At 72.0% G+C, this 15,811-nt stretch carries 18 protein-coding genes and 1 pseudogene; 1 reads left to right on the forward strand and 18 read right to left on the reverse strand.

Going from position 1 to position 15,811, the window contains the following annotated elements; genetic code table 11:
• Window positions 1–25 precede the first annotated feature (25 nt).
• Together tsf and rpsB are read right to left on the reverse strand one after the other, a co-directional pair.
• Window positions 26–862 carry a translation elongation factor Ts gene (gene tsf / locus ACIQFU_RS19070; RefSeq protein WP_402552892.1) on the reverse strand — a complete coding sequence of 279 codons (837 nt, stop codon included), beginning with the start codon at window positions 860–862 and terminating at the stop codon, window positions 26–28.
• A gap of 94 nt (window positions 863–956) precedes the next feature.
• Complete coding sequence (rpsB, locus tag ACIQFU_RS19075) at window positions 957–1,877, reverse strand: 30S ribosomal protein S2 (RefSeq protein ID WP_402552894.1); 921 nt, start codon at window positions 1,875–1,877, stop codon at window positions 957–959.
• Between the two features lie 270 nt (window positions 1,878–2,147).
• Between rpsB and ACIQFU_RS19080 the strand changes: the two genes are divergently transcribed.
• Complete coding sequence (locus ACIQFU_RS19080; RefSeq protein WP_402552895.1) at window positions 2,148–2,813, forward strand: murein hydrolase activator EnvC family protein; 666 nt, start codon at window positions 2,148–2,150, stop codon at window positions 2,811–2,813.
• On the opposite strand, the gene ACIQFU_RS19085 is transcribed toward ACIQFU_RS19080, so the two are convergent.
• From ACIQFU_RS19085 to rpsP, 16 genes and pseudogenes are all read right to left on the reverse strand, one after another.
• Window positions 2,767–3,324: a TetR/AcrR family transcriptional regulator gene (locus ACIQFU_RS19085; RefSeq protein WP_402553116.1), complete on the reverse strand. Its 558-nt coding sequence runs from the start codon at window positions 3,322–3,324 to the stop codon at window positions 2,767–2,769. The two genes, ACIQFU_RS19080 and ACIQFU_RS19085, sit on opposite strands and share 47 nt — an antisense overlap.
• A 128-nt stretch (window positions 3,325–3,452) precedes the next feature.
• Window positions 3,453–4,295 carry an RNA polymerase sigma factor WhiG gene (whiG, locus tag ACIQFU_RS19090; RefSeq protein WP_402552897.1) on the reverse strand — a complete coding sequence of 281 codons (843 nt, stop codon included), beginning with the start codon at window positions 4,293–4,295 and terminating at the stop codon, window positions 3,453–3,455.
• A gap of 282 nt (window positions 4,296–4,577) precedes the next feature.
• A complete protein-coding gene (dprA, locus tag ACIQFU_RS19095) occupies window positions 4,578–5,813 on the reverse strand; it encodes a DNA-processing protein DprA (protein ID WP_402553117.1) in 1,236 nt (411 codons plus the stop codon).
• A 656-nt stretch (window positions 5,814–6,469) separates the two neighbouring features.
• On the reverse strand, window positions 6,470–8,098 hold the full coding sequence (locus tag ACIQFU_RS19100; protein WP_402552898.1) for a YifB family Mg chelatase-like AAA ATPase: 1,629 nt from the start codon (window positions 8,096–8,098) through the stop codon (window positions 6,470–6,472).
• Window positions 8,098–8,460, reverse strand: a complete 363-nt coding sequence (locus tag ACIQFU_RS19105) for a YraN family protein (protein ID WP_402552899.1) — start codon at window positions 8,458–8,460, stop codon at window positions 8,098–8,100. The genes ACIQFU_RS19100 and ACIQFU_RS19105 overlap by 1 nt, the downstream gene beginning before the upstream one ends.
• 88 nt (window positions 8,461–8,548) lie before the next feature.
• Window positions 8,549–8,857, reverse strand: a complete 309-nt coding sequence (locus tag ACIQFU_RS19110) for a DUF2469 domain-containing protein (protein WP_003965949.1) — start codon at window positions 8,855–8,857, stop codon at window positions 8,549–8,551.
• Window positions 8,858–8,913: 56 nt separating this feature from the next.
• Complete coding sequence (locus tag ACIQFU_RS19115) at window positions 8,914–9,438, reverse strand: NUDIX hydrolase (RefSeq protein WP_402552901.1); 525 nt, start codon at window positions 9,436–9,438, stop codon at window positions 8,914–8,916.
• Window positions 9,428–10,204, reverse strand: a complete 777-nt coding sequence (lepB, locus tag ACIQFU_RS19120) for a signal peptidase I (RefSeq protein ID WP_402552903.1) — start codon at window positions 10,202–10,204, stop codon at window positions 9,428–9,430. Before lepB (ACIQFU_RS19120) ends, ACIQFU_RS19115 begins: the two co-directional genes overlap by 11 nt.
• A 94-nt stretch (window positions 10,205–10,298) precedes the next feature.
• A complete protein-coding gene (gene lepB, locus ACIQFU_RS19125) occupies window positions 10,299–11,315 on the reverse strand; it encodes a signal peptidase I (protein ID WP_402552905.1) in 1,017 nt (338 codons plus the stop codon).
• Window positions 11,206–12,288 (reverse strand): annotated as a pseudogene (gene lepB, locus ACIQFU_RS19130) (signal peptidase I); the annotation flags it as partial. The gene lepB (ACIQFU_RS19125) and the pseudogene lepB (ACIQFU_RS19130), both read right to left, overlap by 110 nt.
• Complete coding sequence (gene lepB, locus ACIQFU_RS19135; RefSeq protein WP_402552906.1) at window positions 12,281–13,051, reverse strand: signal peptidase I; 771 nt, start codon at window positions 13,049–13,051, stop codon at window positions 12,281–12,283. The gene lepB (ACIQFU_RS19135) and the pseudogene lepB (ACIQFU_RS19130), both read right to left, overlap by 8 nt.
• Before the next feature lie 45 nt (window positions 13,052–13,096).
• A complete protein-coding gene (gene rplS, locus ACIQFU_RS19140; RefSeq protein WP_003973398.1) occupies window positions 13,097–13,447 on the reverse strand; it encodes a 50S ribosomal protein L19 in 351 nt (116 codons plus the stop codon).
• A 136-nt stretch (window positions 13,448–13,583) separates the two neighbouring features.
• On the reverse strand, window positions 13,584–14,417 hold the full coding sequence (gene trmD, locus ACIQFU_RS19145) for a tRNA (guanosine(37)-N1)-methyltransferase TrmD (protein WP_402553118.1): 834 nt from the start codon (window positions 14,415–14,417) through the stop codon (window positions 13,584–13,586).
• A complete protein-coding gene (rimM, locus tag ACIQFU_RS19150; RefSeq protein WP_402552908.1) occupies window positions 14,417–14,992 on the reverse strand; it encodes a ribosome maturation factor RimM in 576 nt (191 codons plus the stop codon). Before rimM ends, trmD begins: the two co-directional genes overlap by 1 nt.
• 83 nt (window positions 14,993–15,075) lie before the next feature.
• Entirely contained in the window at window positions 15,076–15,315 is a 240-nt protein-coding gene (locus tag ACIQFU_RS19155) for an RNA-binding protein (protein WP_003973401.1), read from the reverse strand.
• A 2-nt stretch (window positions 15,316–15,317) separates the two neighbouring features.
• A complete protein-coding gene (gene rpsP / locus ACIQFU_RS19160; RefSeq protein WP_402552910.1) occupies window positions 15,318–15,737 on the reverse strand; it encodes a 30S ribosomal protein S16 in 420 nt (139 codons plus the stop codon).
• Window positions 15,738–15,811: the final 74 nt, after the last annotated feature.

Genomic DNA, 15,811 nt, shown 5'->3' on the forward strand with positions numbered 1-15,811 from the left:
GTCGCACGTCCGTCGCGGTACGGACTCAGATGCCGACCTTGATGCGCGAGAAGCGCTTCAGGCTGACACCGGCCTCTTCCAGCACCTTCTGGACGGACTTCTTGTTGTCCAGGGCGTAGGGCTGGCCGAGCAGGGTGGCGTCCTTGAAGAAGCCGTTGAGGCGACCCTCGACGATCTTCGGCAGGGCGGCCTCGGGCTTGCCCTCGGCGCGGGTGGTCTCCTCGGCGACACGGCGCTCGGTCTCGACGACCTCGGCCGGGACGTCCTCCTTGGAGAGGTACTTCGGGGCGAAGGCGGCGATGTGCTGGGCGACGCCCTTGGCGATCTCGGCGTTGGGCTTGTCCAGCTCGACGAGGACACCGATCTGCGGCGGCAGGTCGGGCATCGTGCGGTGCATGTACGCGGTCACGTAGCCGCCCGAGAACTGCGCGAAGCGGTCCAGGACGATCTTCTCGCCGAGGTTGGCGTTGGCCTCGTCCACGTACGCCTGGACGGTCTTGCCGGGCTCGATCTCGGAGGCGAGCAGCGCCTCCAGGTCGGCCGGGGCGGCCTTGGCGACGTGCTCGGCGATGGCCTTGGCGACGTTCTGGAACTTCTCGCCCTTGGCGACGAAGTCCGTCTCGCACTTCAGCTCGACGAGGACACCCGAGGTGTTGTCGTCGGCGATGATCGAGACGACGGCGCCGTTCTCGGCAGAGCGGCCCTCGCGCTTGGCAACGCCCTTCTGGCCCTTGATGCGGAGCGCCTCGACGGCCTTCTCGACGTTGCCCTCGGCCTCGTCCAGCGCCTTCTTGCAGTCCATCATGCCGGCGCCGGTGAGCTCGCGGAGCTTCTTGACGTCGGCGGCGGTGTAGTTCGCCATGATTCCGGAATCTCTCTCGAAGTCTGAAGATCTACGGGCCGGACGGCGGGGGCTGTGTGGCCCCCGCCGTCCGCAACCCGAAGGTGGTGAGGGGTCAGGCCTGCTCGGCGTCCGCGGCCGGAGCCTCGGCGGCGGGCGCCTCGACGGCGGGGGCCTCGGTGGCCTCGGCAGCCGGGGCGGCCTCGGCGGCGGGAGCCTCGGCGGGCTTCTCGGCGGCCTCGGCGTCGTCCTTCTTCTCGGCCTTCTCGCCCTCGAGCAGGTCGCGCTCCCACTCGGCGAGCGGCTCACCGGCGGCCTTCTCGCCCTTGGCGCCGCCGGCGGCACCGGAGCGGGCGATGAGGCCCTCGGCGACGGCGTCGGCGATCACGCGGGTGAGCAGGGTGACGGAGCGGATCGCGTCGTCGTTGCCCGGGATCTTGTAGTCGACCTCGTCGGGGTCGCAGTTGGTGTCGAGGATGGCGACGACCGGGATGTTGAGCTTCCGGGCCTCGCCGACCGCGATGTGCTCCTTCTTGGTGTCCACGATCCAGACGGCGCTGGGCACCTTGGACATCTCGCGGATACCGCCGAGGGTCTTCTCCAGCTTGGCCTTCTCGCGGGAGAGGACCAGCAGCTCCTTCTTGGTGAGGCCGGAGGCGGCCACGTCCTCGAAGTCGATCTGCTCGAGCTCCTTCAGGCGCTGCAGGCGCTTGTAGACGGTCGAGAAGTTGGTGAGCATGCCGCCCAGCCAGCGCTGGTTGACGTAGGGCATGCCGACGCGGGTGGCCTGCTCGGCGATGGCCTCCTGCGCCTGCTTCTTCGTGCCGACGAACATGACCGTGCCGCCGTGGGCGACGGTCTCCTTGACGAACTCGTAGGCGCGGTCGATGTACGACAGCGACTGGAGCAGGTCGATGATGTAGATGCCGTTGCGCTCCGTGAAGATGAAGCGCTTCATCTTCGGGTTCCAACGGCGGGTCTGGTGACCGAAGTGGACGCCGCTTTCCAGCAGCTCCCGCATCGTGACGACGGCCATGGCCGTATCTCCTCGAGTTTCTCGGTTGTGCCGCGCGAGCCGGACGGCTCCCGCGCCTGACGCCCGGATGCGCCTGCCACAAGGGACCGAGGGGCGCTGACACGGACCTTTGCGGGCCTCGTGTCGGGGCGTGCGAAGTCGACCCGGTGACCCGGATCGCCACCAGAAGTGTACGGGACCCGCGGGGTACCGGGTGACGCGGCTGTCCACAACCGGGGCACGGTCCACAGGGCCGGGCGGCGATCGGGTCCGGTGCGCGACGGTGTCCGCATGCGAACGAGGCGACGGGTGAGTGCATGGACGTGGCCGGCACTGCTGACGGCGGTGCTGACCGTCCTGGCCGCGGGGCCGCCGCACAGTGCTCCGGACACCGCTCCGGCGGTCTCGGCGACGGAGGCCGGGCGGAGGGTCCCGGACCCGGCGGTGCCGGCCCTGGCCCAGCACTGGCCGGTCGGTGTCCGGCCCACGGTTGTGCGGGGCTGGGAGCCTCCGGCGACCCCGTACGGGCCGGGTCACCGCGGGGTGGACCTCGCCGCGGCGGGCGGGACGCCGGTACGGGCGGTGGCCGCGGGGCGGGTGTCGTTCGCGGGCCCGGTCGCGGGCCGGGGCGTGGTCTCGATGGAGCTGGCGGGGACCGGCGATCCGCCGCTGCGGACGACGTACGCGCCCGTCGAGGCGGCGGTGGAGGAGGGCGACGAGGTCGCGGCCGGCGAGGTGCTCGGCACGGTGCAGCCGACGGGCCCGCACTGCACGGCCTGCCTGCACTGGGGCCTGCTGCGGGGCGATGTCTATCTCAACCCGCTGTCCCTGCTTCCGCCGTGGCTGCTGGCCGCGGGGCCGTCGAGGCTGCTGCCGGTCCTGGGGGTGCCGTTGCCCGGCCGGGCGGGGGTCAGCCCCGAACGCCCCGCAGCGCCATGGAGACCGCCGCCTCCGTGATCACCGTCGGCTCCTCGGCGGCGCCCAGCTCGATCCGCCGTACGGCAGCGTCCACGACGCCCTGGAGGAGCATCGCCGCCAGCCTCGGCTGGTCGTGCCCCATCTCGCCCAGCGCCTCGACGATCATCGCGATCAGTCCGCCGTGCGCGGCGCGGATCTTCTCCCGGGCGCCGGCGTCCAGCTCGCTCGCGGAGATGGCCACGACGGCCCGGTGCCGCCGGTCCCCGACCAGGTCGAGCTGCTTGCGCACATACGCCTCGATCTTGGCCTCGGGAGCCGTCTCGCCCTCCATCGCCGCCTCGACCTCCGCGGCCCAGACGGGGAAGTCGACGGCGCACAGCTCCTCGACCACGGCAGCCCGCGACCGGAAGTACTCGTACACGGAGGACCGGGCAAGTCCCGTCCGTTCGGCGAGGGCGGGGAAGGTCAGCGCCTCCGTCCCGCCGTCGGACAGCAGGGAGCGTGCCGCGTCCAGCAGGGCGGCACGCTGCATCGACCGGTGCTCGGCCACAGAGGCCGCTCGAATCCTTGGCACGTCACCACTTTACGGACGCGGCACCCCGGACGGGAGTCACTCACCGGCCGGACGGCCGGTGACCGCTGCGCCGACCGAGTCGCACCCCGTGCCGTAAGCCCAGGTCAGCGGCCGAAACCGGCCAGCTTGGCGCGGAGTTGCAGCACCGACTTGGTGTGAATCTGGCTGACTCTGCTCTCGGTCACGCCCAGCACGTTCCCGATCTCGGCGAGCGTGAGGCCCTCGTAGTAGTACAGCGTGACGACGGTCTTCTCCCGCTCCGGCAGCGTGTTGATCGCCCGGGCCAGGAGCCGTCGCAGCTCCCGGTCCTCGGCGACCTCCACCGGATTGTCGGCGGCGGTGTCCTCCAGGGTGTCCATCAGGCTCAGCCGGCCGCCGCCCTCGCCGCCCGCGTGCAGCAGCTCCTCCAGGGCCACCACGTTGGCCAGTGACAGCTGGCTGAAGACCGCGTGGAGGTCCTCCACGGCGATCCCCATCTCCACGGCGACCTCGCTCTCCGACGGGGTGCGGCGCAGCCGTGCCTCCAGCGTCGCGTACGCACGCTCCACGTTGCGCGCCTTCTGCCGCACCGACCGCGGGATCCAGTCCAGCGCGCGCAGTTCGTCGATCATGGCGCCGCGGATCCGGGTGATCGCGTACGTCTCGAACTTGATCTCGCGGTCGACGTCGAACTTCTCGATGGCGTCGATCAGTCCGAACACTCCGGAGGAGACGAAGTCGGCCTGCTCGACATTGGGCGGCAGCCCCACGCTGACCCGGCCCGCCACGTACTTCACGAGGGGCGAGTAGTGCAGGATCAGCTGTTCCCGCAGCCGCTCGTCGCCGGTCGCCTTGTACGACCGCCACAGCTCGTCGAGTGTCGAGGGGGCGGACGGTCGCACGCTGCCACCGTCGCGGGCGGCTGGGGGGATCGCCGCCCGGTCGGACCCGGAGGTGTGCTGGGGCATTCGTCGCCTAGTGCCGTTTCTGCCGTGATGTCGTGTGCCTGAGGCCGCCGGCCTGCTCTCTCGTCGTCGCCTGTTGTCGGCCGTCTGCGTGGGGGTCATCGTGAGCGTAGCGTGACTGGACCGTCGCGGTGTGCGAAGGAGGGGGCGGAACCCCTACGCAGATACGTTCCGCTGAACGCTCTACAGGGGGGACGATGATCGCTCTGGGTGATCATTCGAATACCCCAACTGCCGGAATCCCCACGGGCGTCGGGCTTCCCCCGGACGGCCGAACACGGTGCGTCAGCGAGGGCTGCGACCACCGCGAATCGAGATCATCGCCTGGCGTGTCAACTTCCAGCCGTCGCCGTGTCGTTCGACGTAACCAAGCGCTCGAAGCTCGTACAGTCTCGCGGTGGCGTCGTCCGTGGTGGTCTGGGCACGGCGTGCCACCTCGGCGGCCGTCGCCGTTCCCCGCCCGGGGAGCCCGGCCAGCACCTGGCGGGTCCGGGGCTCCAGGAGATCGGTGGGGAGGACCGGCCCGCGCCGTTCCGGAGGCAGCTCTCCCATGTCGCCGACGAGTTCGACCACCTCGGCGGCGTCGCCGACGAGCACCGCGTCGCCGCGCAGCAGCTCGTGCACCCCTGCGGAGAGCGCGCTGGTCGCCGGTCCGGGTACGCCCATCACGTGCCGGCCCAGACGCCGGGCCGCGCGGGCGGTGACCAGCGACCCGCTGCGGTAGGCGGCCTCGACCACGACGGTGCCGCGGGTGAGCGCGGCGATGACCCGGTTGCGCAGGACGAATCTGCTCGGCGTCGGGTGATCGCCCGGTGGCAGCTCTCCGACGACCAGGCCCTGCTCGGCGATCCTGGTGATCAGCGCGGTGTGCCCGGGAGGGTAGGGGCGGTCGACGCCACAGGCGAGGACCGCCGCGGTGGCGCCGCCGGCGCCCAGTGCGCCCCGGTGTGCGGCGCCGTCGACGCCGTAGGCGCCGCCGGACACCACGACCCAGCCGCGCTCGGCCAGGCCGGCGGCGAGGGTGGCGGCCATGTGGGCGCCGTACTCGGTGCAGGCACGGGCGCCGACGACAGCGACCGACCTCAGCGCCCACATGCGCAGGCTGGGCGTGCCCCGCACCCACAGCCCGAGCGGCCGGGCATCGCCGAGGTCGTCGAGCTGCCCCGGCCACTCGGCGGTCCCGGGGACCACGAACCGCGCCCCCGCGGACCGGGCGACCGCCAGGTCACGGCGCGGGTCGGCCGTGCCCGCCCGGGCACACAGGCCGGCCCACCGCTTCTCGCTCACCCCCGGCAGGGCGCGTCCCACCTCGCGCAGGCGCCGCGCCACTGCAAGAACGCCCCTCTCGCGGATCCACCGTCCGCCGGTCTCGTCGCCGGGTTCGAGGACCCGGGCGAGGAAGACCCGCCCGAGCAACTCACCGTCCGCCGACCTCCCGCTGTGGGCCCCGCCACCGCCCGGTGCCGAAGCACCCGCCGCGCCGACGTCACGCGCTCCGGCGGCGAAGCCGCCCTGGCCCACGCCACCCGCCCGGGCCGCGCCGCCCGCCCCGACCCCGGCGTGCGCCGCGACGCCGCGGTCCTCCTCGACCGCGCCGTCCTTCCCGACGGGACCGGCCTCCCGGACCTCGTCGGGCTTCACAATCGCGGTGTCCTGACCGACCGGGCCGTCACGACCGACCGGGCCCGCCTTCCCGACCAGGTCGTCCGGACCGACCGGGCCGCCTTCCCCAGCCGTGCCGCCCGCCCCGACCACCAGGCCAGGCCCGACCTCGCCGGGCTTCACAACCCCGCGGTCCTTCCCGACCGCACCAGCCTTCCCGACCGCACCAGCCTTCCCGACCGGGCCGGCCTTCCCGACCCCGTTGTCCTGACCGACCGGGCCCGCCTTCCCAACCGCGGTGTCCTGACCGGCCGAGCCGTCACGACCGACCGGGCCGTCGTTCCCGACCCTCCCGCCCATCGCGACCACCAGGTCCGGCTGGACCGTGCCGCCCCTCCCGGCCGCAGGGCCCGGCACGATCAGGGCTCCGTCACCCGTCGCGTCGGCACCCACTGCGTCGGCGCCGCGCGGTGCCTCGCCCCGTCGCACTGCCGCCTCCTCGGCCACCTCACCGCCGATGGGCACGGCGGCGGCGTCGAAGAGGGCGCCGTCTTCCGTCGGCGCGGTGTCCCCGGTCACGCCAGGGCTCCCAGGGCCATCGGAACGCCCCGCGGCACCCCGGTGCGCAGTTGCAGTGCCAGGGCGACGTCCCTCGCTTCGGGGCGGTCGTGGCCGACCAGGTCGGCGACCGTCCAGGCGACGCGCAGGACCCGGTCGAGTCCGCGGGCGGTGAGCACACCGCGTTCCAGGCTGCGCTCCGCCTCCTCCAGCGCTCCGGGCGCGGCGCGCCAGCGACTGCGCAGCTCCCGGCCGGGCACCTCGCTGTTCGACCGCCACGGCGTGCCCGCGAGCCGCGCGGCCGCCCGCTCCCGGGCCGCGCGCACCCGGTCGGCGACGGCAGCGGTGGAATCGCCCCGGGGGCCGTCCCCCGCCAGCTGGCTGCGCGTGACCCGGTCCACCTCGACCCGCAGGTCGACCCGGTCGAGCAGCGGCCCGGACAACCTGGCCTGATAGCGGCGGATCGCCGAGGGCGAGCACTCGCACAGCTCGTCGGTCCGCGAGAACCGCCCGCACGGACAGGGGTTGGCGGCGAGCACCATCAGGAACCGCGCCGGGAAGCGCACCACGCCCGCGCTGCGCGCGATGACGACGTGCCCGGCCTCCAGCGGCTGACGCAGCGCGTCCAGCGCGTGAGAGCTGAACTCCGGCGTCTCGTCCAGGAACAGGACGCCCCGGTGTGCCAGCGAGACGGCTCCGGGCCGCGCGATGCCGGGGCCGCCTCCCACCAGGGCCTGCATCGTGGCGGAGTGGTGGGGAGCGCAGTAGGGGGCCACGTCGATCAGGGGCTTGCCCGGCGGCAGCAGCCCCGCCACCGAGTGCACGGCGGTGACCTCGAGGGACTCCGCCCGGCAGAGCCGGGGCAGGATGGCGGGCAGCCGTTCGGCGAGCATGGTCTTGCCCGCGCCGGGCGGCCCCTCCAGGAACAGGTGGTGGCGACCGGCCGCGGCGACCTCCACCGCCGTGCGCGCCGACTCCTGTCCGACGACGTCGGCGAGATCGTGGCCGTGGTCGTGCTGTGCCGCGCCCACGCCGTGCATTCCGGTGGCGGCGCCGGTGCCGGGCATCCGCAGGCCCGCCAGGAGCGGGTCGGGGCGGCCCTGCTGGTCCTCCTGTTCCTCCTCCGGCACGGGTTCGTCGGCGAGGACGGCGATCAGCTGGCGCAGGCTGCGCACGCCGAGCACCGACACCCCCGGCACCAGCGACGCCTCGGCCGCGGCGCACTCCGGCACGACCACCTGTTCGTAGCCGGCCTCGGCCGCGGCCAGTACCGCCGGCAGGATGCCGCGCACCGGCCGCACCCGGCCGTCCAGGCCCAGCTCTCCGATCATCACGATGTCGGCGAGCACCCGCGGGTCGATCCGTTCCGCCGCGCCCAGGACGCTCGCGGCGACGGCGAGGTCGAAGCCGCTGCCGCTCTTGGGCACCGATGCCGGGCTGAGTCCCACCGTGAGCTTCTTCTGGGGCCACTCCGCGCCCGAGTTCACCACGGCCGCCCGTACCCGGTCGCGGCTCTCCGTGAGGCTCTTGTCCGGCAGACCCACCAGCGTGAACGCCGCCACACCCGGTTCCAGGTCGGCCTGGACCTCGACCACCACGCCGTCGACGCCGACGAGCGCCACCGAGCACGTCCGCGCGAACCCCATCACGCCACCCCCCGGGCGTGCTCGACCACGGGGGCGCCGCGCTGCGGGAGGAGCACTCCGACCAGGTCGATGCGGACGCCGCCGGGCGGAGCTCCCCCGTGGGTCTGGATCCAGCGCTCGGCGAGCCGCCGCAGCCGCTCGGTCCTCTCCGGGGTCACGGCGGCCATCGGGTGCTCGAAGGAGCCGGCCCGGCGCGTCTTGACCTCGCAGACGACCAGGACGTCTCCGTCCCGGGCCACGATGTCGATCTCGCCGGTCCTGCCGCAGCGCCAGTTGCGCTCCAGGACGGTCATTCCGGCCCCGGTCAGCCGGCGGGCGGCGAGCGTCTCGCCGTACTTGCCCATCGCACCTCGTGCGTTCATGTCGGCACCACCTCCGGCGCCAACCATCACGCAGACGGGCAGATCCCGTCACTCACGGTGAACTACTCACCGGTTGTGGAAAACTCCGTCACCCGCCCGGAAGCTCCAGGTCGCTCTTGTTCAGCTCCTCGATGTTCACGTCCTTGAACGTCAACACCCTCACCTGCTTGACGAACCGGGCCGGCCGGTACATGTCCCACACCCAGGCGTCAGCCATGGAGACCTCGAAGAACACCTCGCCCTGGACCGAGTGCACCTGCATCTCGTAGTCATTGGTGAGGTAGAAACGCCGCTCGGTCTCGATCACGTATTTGAACAGACCGACGACATCGCGGTACTCCCGGTAGAGCTTGAGCTCCATCTCGGTCTCGTACTTCTCGAGGTCCTCGGCGCTCATGGCATGTTCCCCTTCAGCCGTGCGGTCACCCCATTGTGCGCCAGTCCCGCGCGCCCCTAGACGATTTCGGTGTCCAGGGTCACCGGACCGGCCGGGGGACCTTCGTCGAGCAGCGTGCGCAGCAGCCCGGCGAGTCTGGTCGGATACACCGTCTCACGTGCCCGGGTCAGTTCCTCACACGTCCACCAGCGCGCTCCGGCGACGCTGCGCCGCTCCAGTTCGGTGAGGCCGACGGGCTCGGTGGCGGTCTGGGCTGTGCGGGCCAGGTAGTACCACTCGTCCTGGTCCCAGCGGCGGCCCGCGAAGGGAAAGGAGCACCTGCGCCGCCACAGCACCGGGCCGAGTTCGACGTCGGTGATGCCGGTCTCCTCCAGGAGTTCGCGCCGGGCGGCCTGCTCCCGGGTCTCGTCGCCCTCCACGCCGCCGCCGGGGGTGAACCACCAGTCGTCGGCCGGGTCGTCCGGTTCGTGGCCGTGCAGCAGCAGGATGCGGTCCTCGGGATCGAGCAGCACCACCCGGGCGACCCGGCGCAGGCCGCCCTCGTAGGTGTCCTGGCCCGCCGGGGTCACCTCAGCGGGCACCGGTCGGCCCCGCTCCCTTTCGGGCACGGGAGGCCCCCGCACGCTTGGCCAGCGGACCGTAGGCCGCGCCGCCCAGGATCAGCACGGCCCCGGCGACGACCAGCACGACGACCGTCCGCAGCGGGCCCGGCGAGGACAGGTCGCCCAGCGCCTCGAAGCCGGTCGGCCGCTCCAGCATGCCGTTCATCGGCCAGGCCACGGCGTCCACGCGGCCGTCCACGGCACCGCGCGACACGGTGCCGCCGGCCGCGTCGGTGAGGTGGGCGGTGGAGTCGACGGAGTTGTCGCGCTCGTCGCCGAGCAGGAACAGGCGGCCCTCCGGGACGGTCACTGTCTGGAAGTCGCTGATCTCGGCCGGGGTGCCGGCGGGCAGGTACGGCTCGTCGATCACCTTGCCGTTGACCTTCAGCTTGCCCTTCTGGCAGCAGGAGACGGTGTCCCCGCCGACGGCGACGACCCGCTTGACCATCGGGGCGTTGGCCCATGTCGCGTCCTTGAACACGACGACGTCGCCGCGTCGGACGTCGGCGCCGTCGACGCGCTGCGCCAGGACCCGGTCACCGGCGTTGATCGTCGGCGTCATCGAGCCGGTCGGCACGGTGTAGGGGCGGTAGAGCACCGCGCCCCAGGCGAATCCGCCGAGGAACAGCACCAGGCCCAGCGCCACGGCGATGCCGGACAGCCGCTGCCCGGTCCGGCTGCCCACCGGGCCCTTCTTCGCTCCGCCGCCGCGCGGGACCGTACGTGTCGTGCTCTCGCCACCCATGGAGCCGCACCTTACCCGGCGGTACGCCCACGGGGCAGCCCCCTCCCGGAGGCCGGAAGGGGGCTCGTGGAACCTCGGCGGGATCCCGGCGGGCTCAGCGCGTCTCGGCCGGGGCGATACGGCGGCGGCGCCACCAGACGAACGGGACCACACCGGCCACGGCCAGGCCCTGGGGCGCGACCGAGAGCGCGGCGGCCGCCGAGGAGCGGGCCTGGGACTGCAGGCCGTCCTGGTCGAAGGTGTCCGGGACCGGCAGGGTGCTCCAGCGGCCCATCGGCCAGGCGACCACGATGGCGCGGCCGACGACCTCGTCCACGGGGACCATGCCGCCGTTCTTGTCCGACTGGTTGTACCGGGAGTCCCGGGAGTTCTGCCGGTGGTCACCCATGACCCAGATTTTGCCCTCGGGCACCGTGACCTTGAACCGCCCGCCCTGGTCGTCGTCCGAGCAGGGCGTGTTGCCCGGGTAGACGTACGGCTCGCTCAACGCCTTGCCGTTGACCTTCAGCGGGCCGGTCTTGTTGCACTCGACCGTGTCGCCGGCGACGCCGATGACGCGCTTGATCAGGTCCTTCTCGTCCGCGGACGGCATCAGGCCGATCCAGCTGAGAACGGTCTGCAGCGCGTTCGGGTCGGGCGTCGGCTCGCCCGCCAGCCAGTCGGCCGGGTCGTGGAAGACGACGACCTCGCCGCGCTCGGGCTCGGAGCCGAACCAGGGGGTCAGCTTGTCGACCAGGACCCGGTCACCGATCTGAAGCGTGTTCTCCATCGAGGACGACGGGATCGAGAACGCCTGCACCAGGAACGTCTTGATCAGCAGGGCCAGGACCAGCGCGATGCCGATCAGGATCGGCAGCTCCTTCCAGAAGGAGCGCTGCTTCTTGGCCGCCGGAGGTGTCGCGGGAGGCGTCCCGCCGACCCCCTCGTCCTGCGTCCCGCCGTTGCGCCCGTTCTGGCCGCCCTGCCCGTTCGTCACCCTGCCGTCCTCGGTTCCGGAGCCGTACCCGGAGTCCGGGGCCCCGACCGCCGCCGGGCCGGCCGTCTCCTCGGGGCGTCCGCGGTTCTCCTCGCCGTCGTGACCGGACCGTGCGCCAACCGCCACATCCCCCACGCCAACTCCTCACTCTCTGCCACCGCCTGCCCCGGATACGACGCAGGCCCACCACTCCCATAACGAGCGGGAGTTCCGCAGGGGTCGGGAGTTCAATCATCGCGTTCGGATCGTAGGGGGCAACCCTATGCGACAGTCCGGGAGCAGCGGTCGAACCGGAGGCCGAGTCGGACACGGACGCGTACGTCTCGGGTTCGTCCAGCGTGGTCCAGTGACCGAACGGCCACGCGATCACCATGGCCCGTCCCACCACCTCGTCCTGGGACACGGTGCCGAAGTCGGTCTCCTGGTGGAAGCGGGAGTCGGCGGAGTTGGACCGGTGGTCGCCCATCACCCACAGCCGCCCCTCGGGGACGGTGACGTCGAACGGCGTCCGGGACGGGCTGTCCCCGGGGTACAGGTAGCCCTCGTTCAGGGGAACGCCGTTGACCGTGACGCGTCCCTGTTTGTCACAGCACTTGACGTGGTCCCCGCCCACTCCGACGACCCGCTTGATGAGGTCCTTCTCGTCGTCGGACGGCAGCAGTCCGATGAAGGCGAGGCCCTCCTTGACCTGTTTGACGACGACGGGGTCGTCCTTCTTGGTGGTCTGTTCGCCCTGGAGCCAGCCGCCGGGGTCCCGGAAGACGACGACGTCCCCGCGCTGCGGTTCGGAGCCGAACCAGGGGGTGAGCTTGTCCACCAGGACCCGGTCGCCGATCCGGATGGTCTGCTCCATGGAGCCCGAGGGGATCACGAAGGCCTGGACGAGGAAGGTCTTCAGCACCAGCGCTATGAGGACCGCTACGCCGACGAGGAGGGGGATCTCCTTGACGGCGCCGCGTCTGCGCCGCCGTTTGACCTTGCGCTGGAGCTTGCGGCGCTCGGCGCGCGAGCGGCCGCCGGAGGGCGCGGCGGTGCGCCTCGAGCCGGTGGGCAGCAGGTTCTCCGTGGGGCTGCTGGGCACTCCCCGCGGCTTGCCCCGGCTACCCATCGGCGTCCCCGGCCCGCGCCGCGCCGGCCTCTGAGGCGTCCCCGGTGCCGGTCTCCGCGTCCGGTACGCGCGCGTAGGCGTCGGGGCGGTCGAGGCGGGTGGCGTGATCGAAGGGCCAGACGATCCAGTCGGCACGCCCGATCACCTCGTCCAGCGGGACCATCCCGCCGCCCGGGGAGCCCAGGTGGTCGCGGGAGTCGCTGGAGTCGGCGCGGTGGTCGCCGAGGACGAAGAGGGTGCCGTCGGGGACGACGACGTCGAAGGGGACCGTGGACGGGCGGTCACCGGGGTACAGGAAGGCCGACTCGTCGACCGACTGGCCGTTCACCCGCACCCTCCCCTCCTCGTCGCAGCACACCACGTGGTCCCCGCCCACACCGACAACGCGTTTGATGTAGTCGCCGTGCCCGAAGAGCCCGGTGCCGTCGAAGACGACGACGTCGCCCCGCTGCGGCCGACGATCGAAACGGTACGCCAACTTGTTTACGAGAACGCGGTCACCGATCCTCAATCCTCGCTCCATCGATCCGCTCGGGATCTGGAACGGCTGCAGCACGAAGGTGCTGAGCAGCAGCAGGAACAGCAGGAGGACCAGCAGGGTCACGGTGATCCGGCCGCCCGGCACCCAGTCCGTGAGCCGTCCCGCGCGCCCCGCCAACGCGAAACGCGACCGTTCCTCCGGGGCCTCCGGTTCCGAGGGCTGCTCGGAGTCGGAAGGGCGGGAGGAGCGGTCGCGCTCCGTGTGCTGTGTTTCGATGTCCATCGGGGCCAGATGTTATCCGGCCCCGGCACGGACCTCGGAGGGCGCTCAGCTGTCGCGCTTCTCCTTGATCTTCGCGGCCTTGCCGCGCAGCTCGCGCAGGTAGTACAGCTTGGCGCGACGGACGTCACCGCGGGTGACGAGCTCGATCTTCTCCACGATCGGGGTGTGCACCGGGAAGGTGCGCTCGACGCCGACGGAGAAGGAGACCTTGCGGACCGTGAAGGTCTCGCGCACGCCGGCGCCCTGGCGGCGGATGACGACGCCCTTGAACTGCTGCACACGGGAGCGGTTGCCCTCGATGACGCGCACGTGGACGTTGACGGTGTCGCCGGGGCGGAAGGCCGGGACGTCGCTGCGCAGCGACGCGGCGTCGACGGAGTCGAGCAGGTGAGACATTTCGTCTGCTTTCCTCGCTGATGCCACAGGTCATCAACGGAAACTAGGTGTTTCGGAATGAGCGTCGTGCGGGTCGGGACGGGCGTCGTCTCCCCCTGTGGCAGGGGCGCGCTCCGGACGGACGCACAACAGCCGCCTATTGTTCCATGCCCGGGGTCCTGCGCCAAAATCGGCCGTACGGCTCCCCGTCCGGGTCGGGCTGCCAGCCCAGGATGGAGAGCATTTCGCGGTCCTTCTTGTCGAAGGCGGCGGGCTCGCACCGTTCGATCAGGTCGGGCCGGTTGGCCGTGGTGCGGCGCAGGGCCTCGTCGCGGCGCCAGCGGGCGATCTTGCCGTGGTGGCCGCTGAGCAGCACGTCCGGGATGCCGCGTCCGCGCCACTGCGGCGGCTTGGTGTGGACGGGGCCCTCCAGCAGGTTGGCCATGGCGCCGGGGGCGAAGGAGTCGTCCCGGTGGGACTCGGCGTTGCCGAGGACGCCGGGCAGCAGCCGGGCCACGGCCTCGGTGACGACGAGCACGGCCGCCTCGCCACCGGCCAGGACGTAGTCGCCGATGGACACCTCGTACACGGGCATCCGGGTCGCGTACTCGTCGACGACGCGGCGGTCGATTCCCTCGTAGCGTGCGGGGGTGAAGATCAGCCAGGGCCGCTCGGAGAGGTGGACGGCGAGTTCCTGGGTGAAGGGCCGGCCGCTGGGCGTGGGCACGATGAGGGCGGGCTCACCGGACCCCGTCTCGTAGCCGTCGGCCAGGACGGAGTCCAGGGCCTCGCCCCACGGCTCGGTCTTCATGACCATGCCGGGGCCGCCGCCGTAGGGGGTGTCGTCGACCGTGTTGTGGCGGTCGTACGTCCACTCGCGCAGGTCGTGCACGTGGACGCCGAGCTGTCCGCGCGCGCGTGCCTTGCCGACGAGGGAGACGTTCAGCGGCTCCAGGTACTCGGGGAAGATCGTGACGACGTCGAGCCGCATCACGCCTCGTCCCCTGCGTCACGCGTGGAGGCGCTGCGTCCATCAGCGACTTCGTCGCGGGCGGCCCGGTCGTCGATCAGGCCGGGCGGCGGGTCGATGACCGCGCGCTGCTCGTCCAGGTCGATTTCGGTCACGATCTCGGAGACGAACGGCACGTAGACCTCGCTGCCGTCGGGGCGCTCCACCACGAAGAGGTCCTGGGTGGGCAGGTGGGAGATCTCGGTGATGCGGCCGACCCCTGTGCCGTCGGCGGTCACCACGTCCAGGTCGATCAGCTGGTGGTCGTAGTACTCGTCCTCGTCCTCGGGCCGCTCGTCCGGGTCCACGTCGGCGATCAGGAGGGTGTTGCGCAGCGCCTCGGCCCCGGTGCGGTCGTGGACGCCGGCGAAGCGCAGCAGGAGGCGGCCGCTGTGCACCCGGCCGGTCTCGATGGTGAGCGGACCGGCGGAGGCGGGGTCGGTGGCCAGTACGGCACCGGGGCCGAGCCTCAGCTCCGGCTCGTCCGTGCGGACCTCGACGGTCACCTCGCCCTTGATCCCGTGGGCGCGGCCGATGCGCGCGACTACCAGCTGCACTGTGCTTGATCTCCTGTCATACGACTGCGGGCCGGGGACGGCCCTGTGGCCTTCCCCGGCCCGAGCCGGTGCTGCGTTTGGCGTCAGCGGACGTGGTCCACGTCGACGAGGTCGACACGGACACCGCGGCCGCCGATGGCGCCCACGACGGTGCGCAGGGCACGCGCGGTGCGGCCGTTGCGGCCGATCACCTTGCCGAGGTCGTCGGGGTGGACCCGGACCTCGAGCACCCGTCCGCGGCGCAGGTTGCGCGAGGCGACCTGCACATCGTCGGGGTTGTCGACGATGCCCTTCACGAGGTGCTCGAGAGCCTCCTCGAGCATGCTCAGGCCTCGGACGCGGAGGACTCGGCGGCGGCCTCGTCCTTCTTGTCGGCCTTCTTCTTCTGGGTGATCGCGTCACCCTTGCCCTCGTCCTCGCCACCGATCGCCTCGAAGGACGGGCGGGCCGCCTTCTCGGCCGGCTGCAGCAGCGGAGCCGGGGCGGGCTCGCCCTTGAACTTCTGCCAGTCGCCGGTCTTCTTCAGGATGGCGAGCACGGGCTCGGTCGGCTGGGCGCCGACACCGAGCCAGTACGCGACACGCTCGGCGTCGACCTCCATCACCGACGGGTTGTACGTCGGGTGGTACTTGCCGATCTCCTCGATGGCCCGGCCGTCACGGCGGGTACGGGAGTCGGCGACGACGATGCGGTAGTGAGGCGAACGGATCTTGCCCAGACGCTTCAGCTTGATCTTGACTGCCACGGGAGTGGGTTCTCCTGGTTTTGACGTGGGTGGGCACGGCGAGGGAGCCGCGTGGGGTTGCGGTACCCGAGTGC

Origin of the sequence: Streptomyces sp. NPDC093065 (assembly GCF_044754585.1) — a bacterium.
In the GTDB taxonomy this organism is placed as follows: Bacteria; Actinomycetota; Actinomycetes; order Streptomycetales; family Streptomycetaceae; genus Streptomyces.

Bases quoted from the DNA above. Each gene is read 5' to 3' on its own strand.
- lepB (WP_402552903.1), bottom strand. From the start codon at position 10,204: ATGGGTGGCGAGAGCACGACACGTACGGTCCCGCGCGGCGGCGGAGCG.
- lepB (WP_402552906.1), bottom strand. From the start codon at position 13,051: ATGGACATCGAAACACAGCACACGGAGCGCGACCGCTCCTCCCGCCCT.
- rpsB (WP_402552894.1), bottom strand. From the start codon at position 1,877: ATGGCCGTCGTCACGATGCGGGAGCTGCTGGAAAGCGGCGTCCACTTC.
- ACIQFU_RS19155 (WP_003973401.1), bottom strand. From the start codon at position 15,315: ATGCTCGAGGAGGCTCTCGAGCACCTCGTGAAGGGCATCGTCGACAAC.
- ACIQFU_RS19100 (WP_402552898.1), bottom strand. From the start codon at position 8,098: ATGGGGTTCGCGCGGACGTGCTCGGTGGCGCTCGTCGGCGTCGACGGC.
- ACIQFU_RS19105 (WP_402552899.1), bottom strand. From the start codon at position 8,460: ATGAACGCACGAGGTGCGATGGGCAAGTACGGCGAGACGCTCGCCGCC.
- tsf (WP_402552892.1), bottom strand. From the start codon at position 862: ATGGCGAACTACACCGCCGCCGACGTCAAGAAGCTCCGCGAGCTCACC.
- ACIQFU_RS19080 (WP_402552895.1), top strand. From the start codon at position 2,148: ATGCGAACGAGGCGACGGGTGAGTGCATGGACGTGGCCGGCACTGCTG.
- trmD (WP_402553118.1), bottom strand. From the start codon at position 14,417: ATGCGGCTCGACGTCGTCACGATCTTCCCCGAGTACCTGGAGCCGCTG.
- whiG (WP_402552897.1), bottom strand. From the start codon at position 4,295: ATGCCCCAGCACACCTCCGGGTCCGACCGGGCGGCGATCCCCCCAGCC.
- rplS (WP_003973398.1), bottom strand. From the start codon at position 13,447: ATGTCTCACCTGCTCGACTCCGTCGACGCCGCGTCGCTGCGCAGCGAC.
- ACIQFU_RS19110 (WP_003965949.1), bottom strand. From the start codon at position 8,857: ATGAGCGCCGAGGACCTCGAGAAGTACGAGACCGAGATGGAGCTCAAG.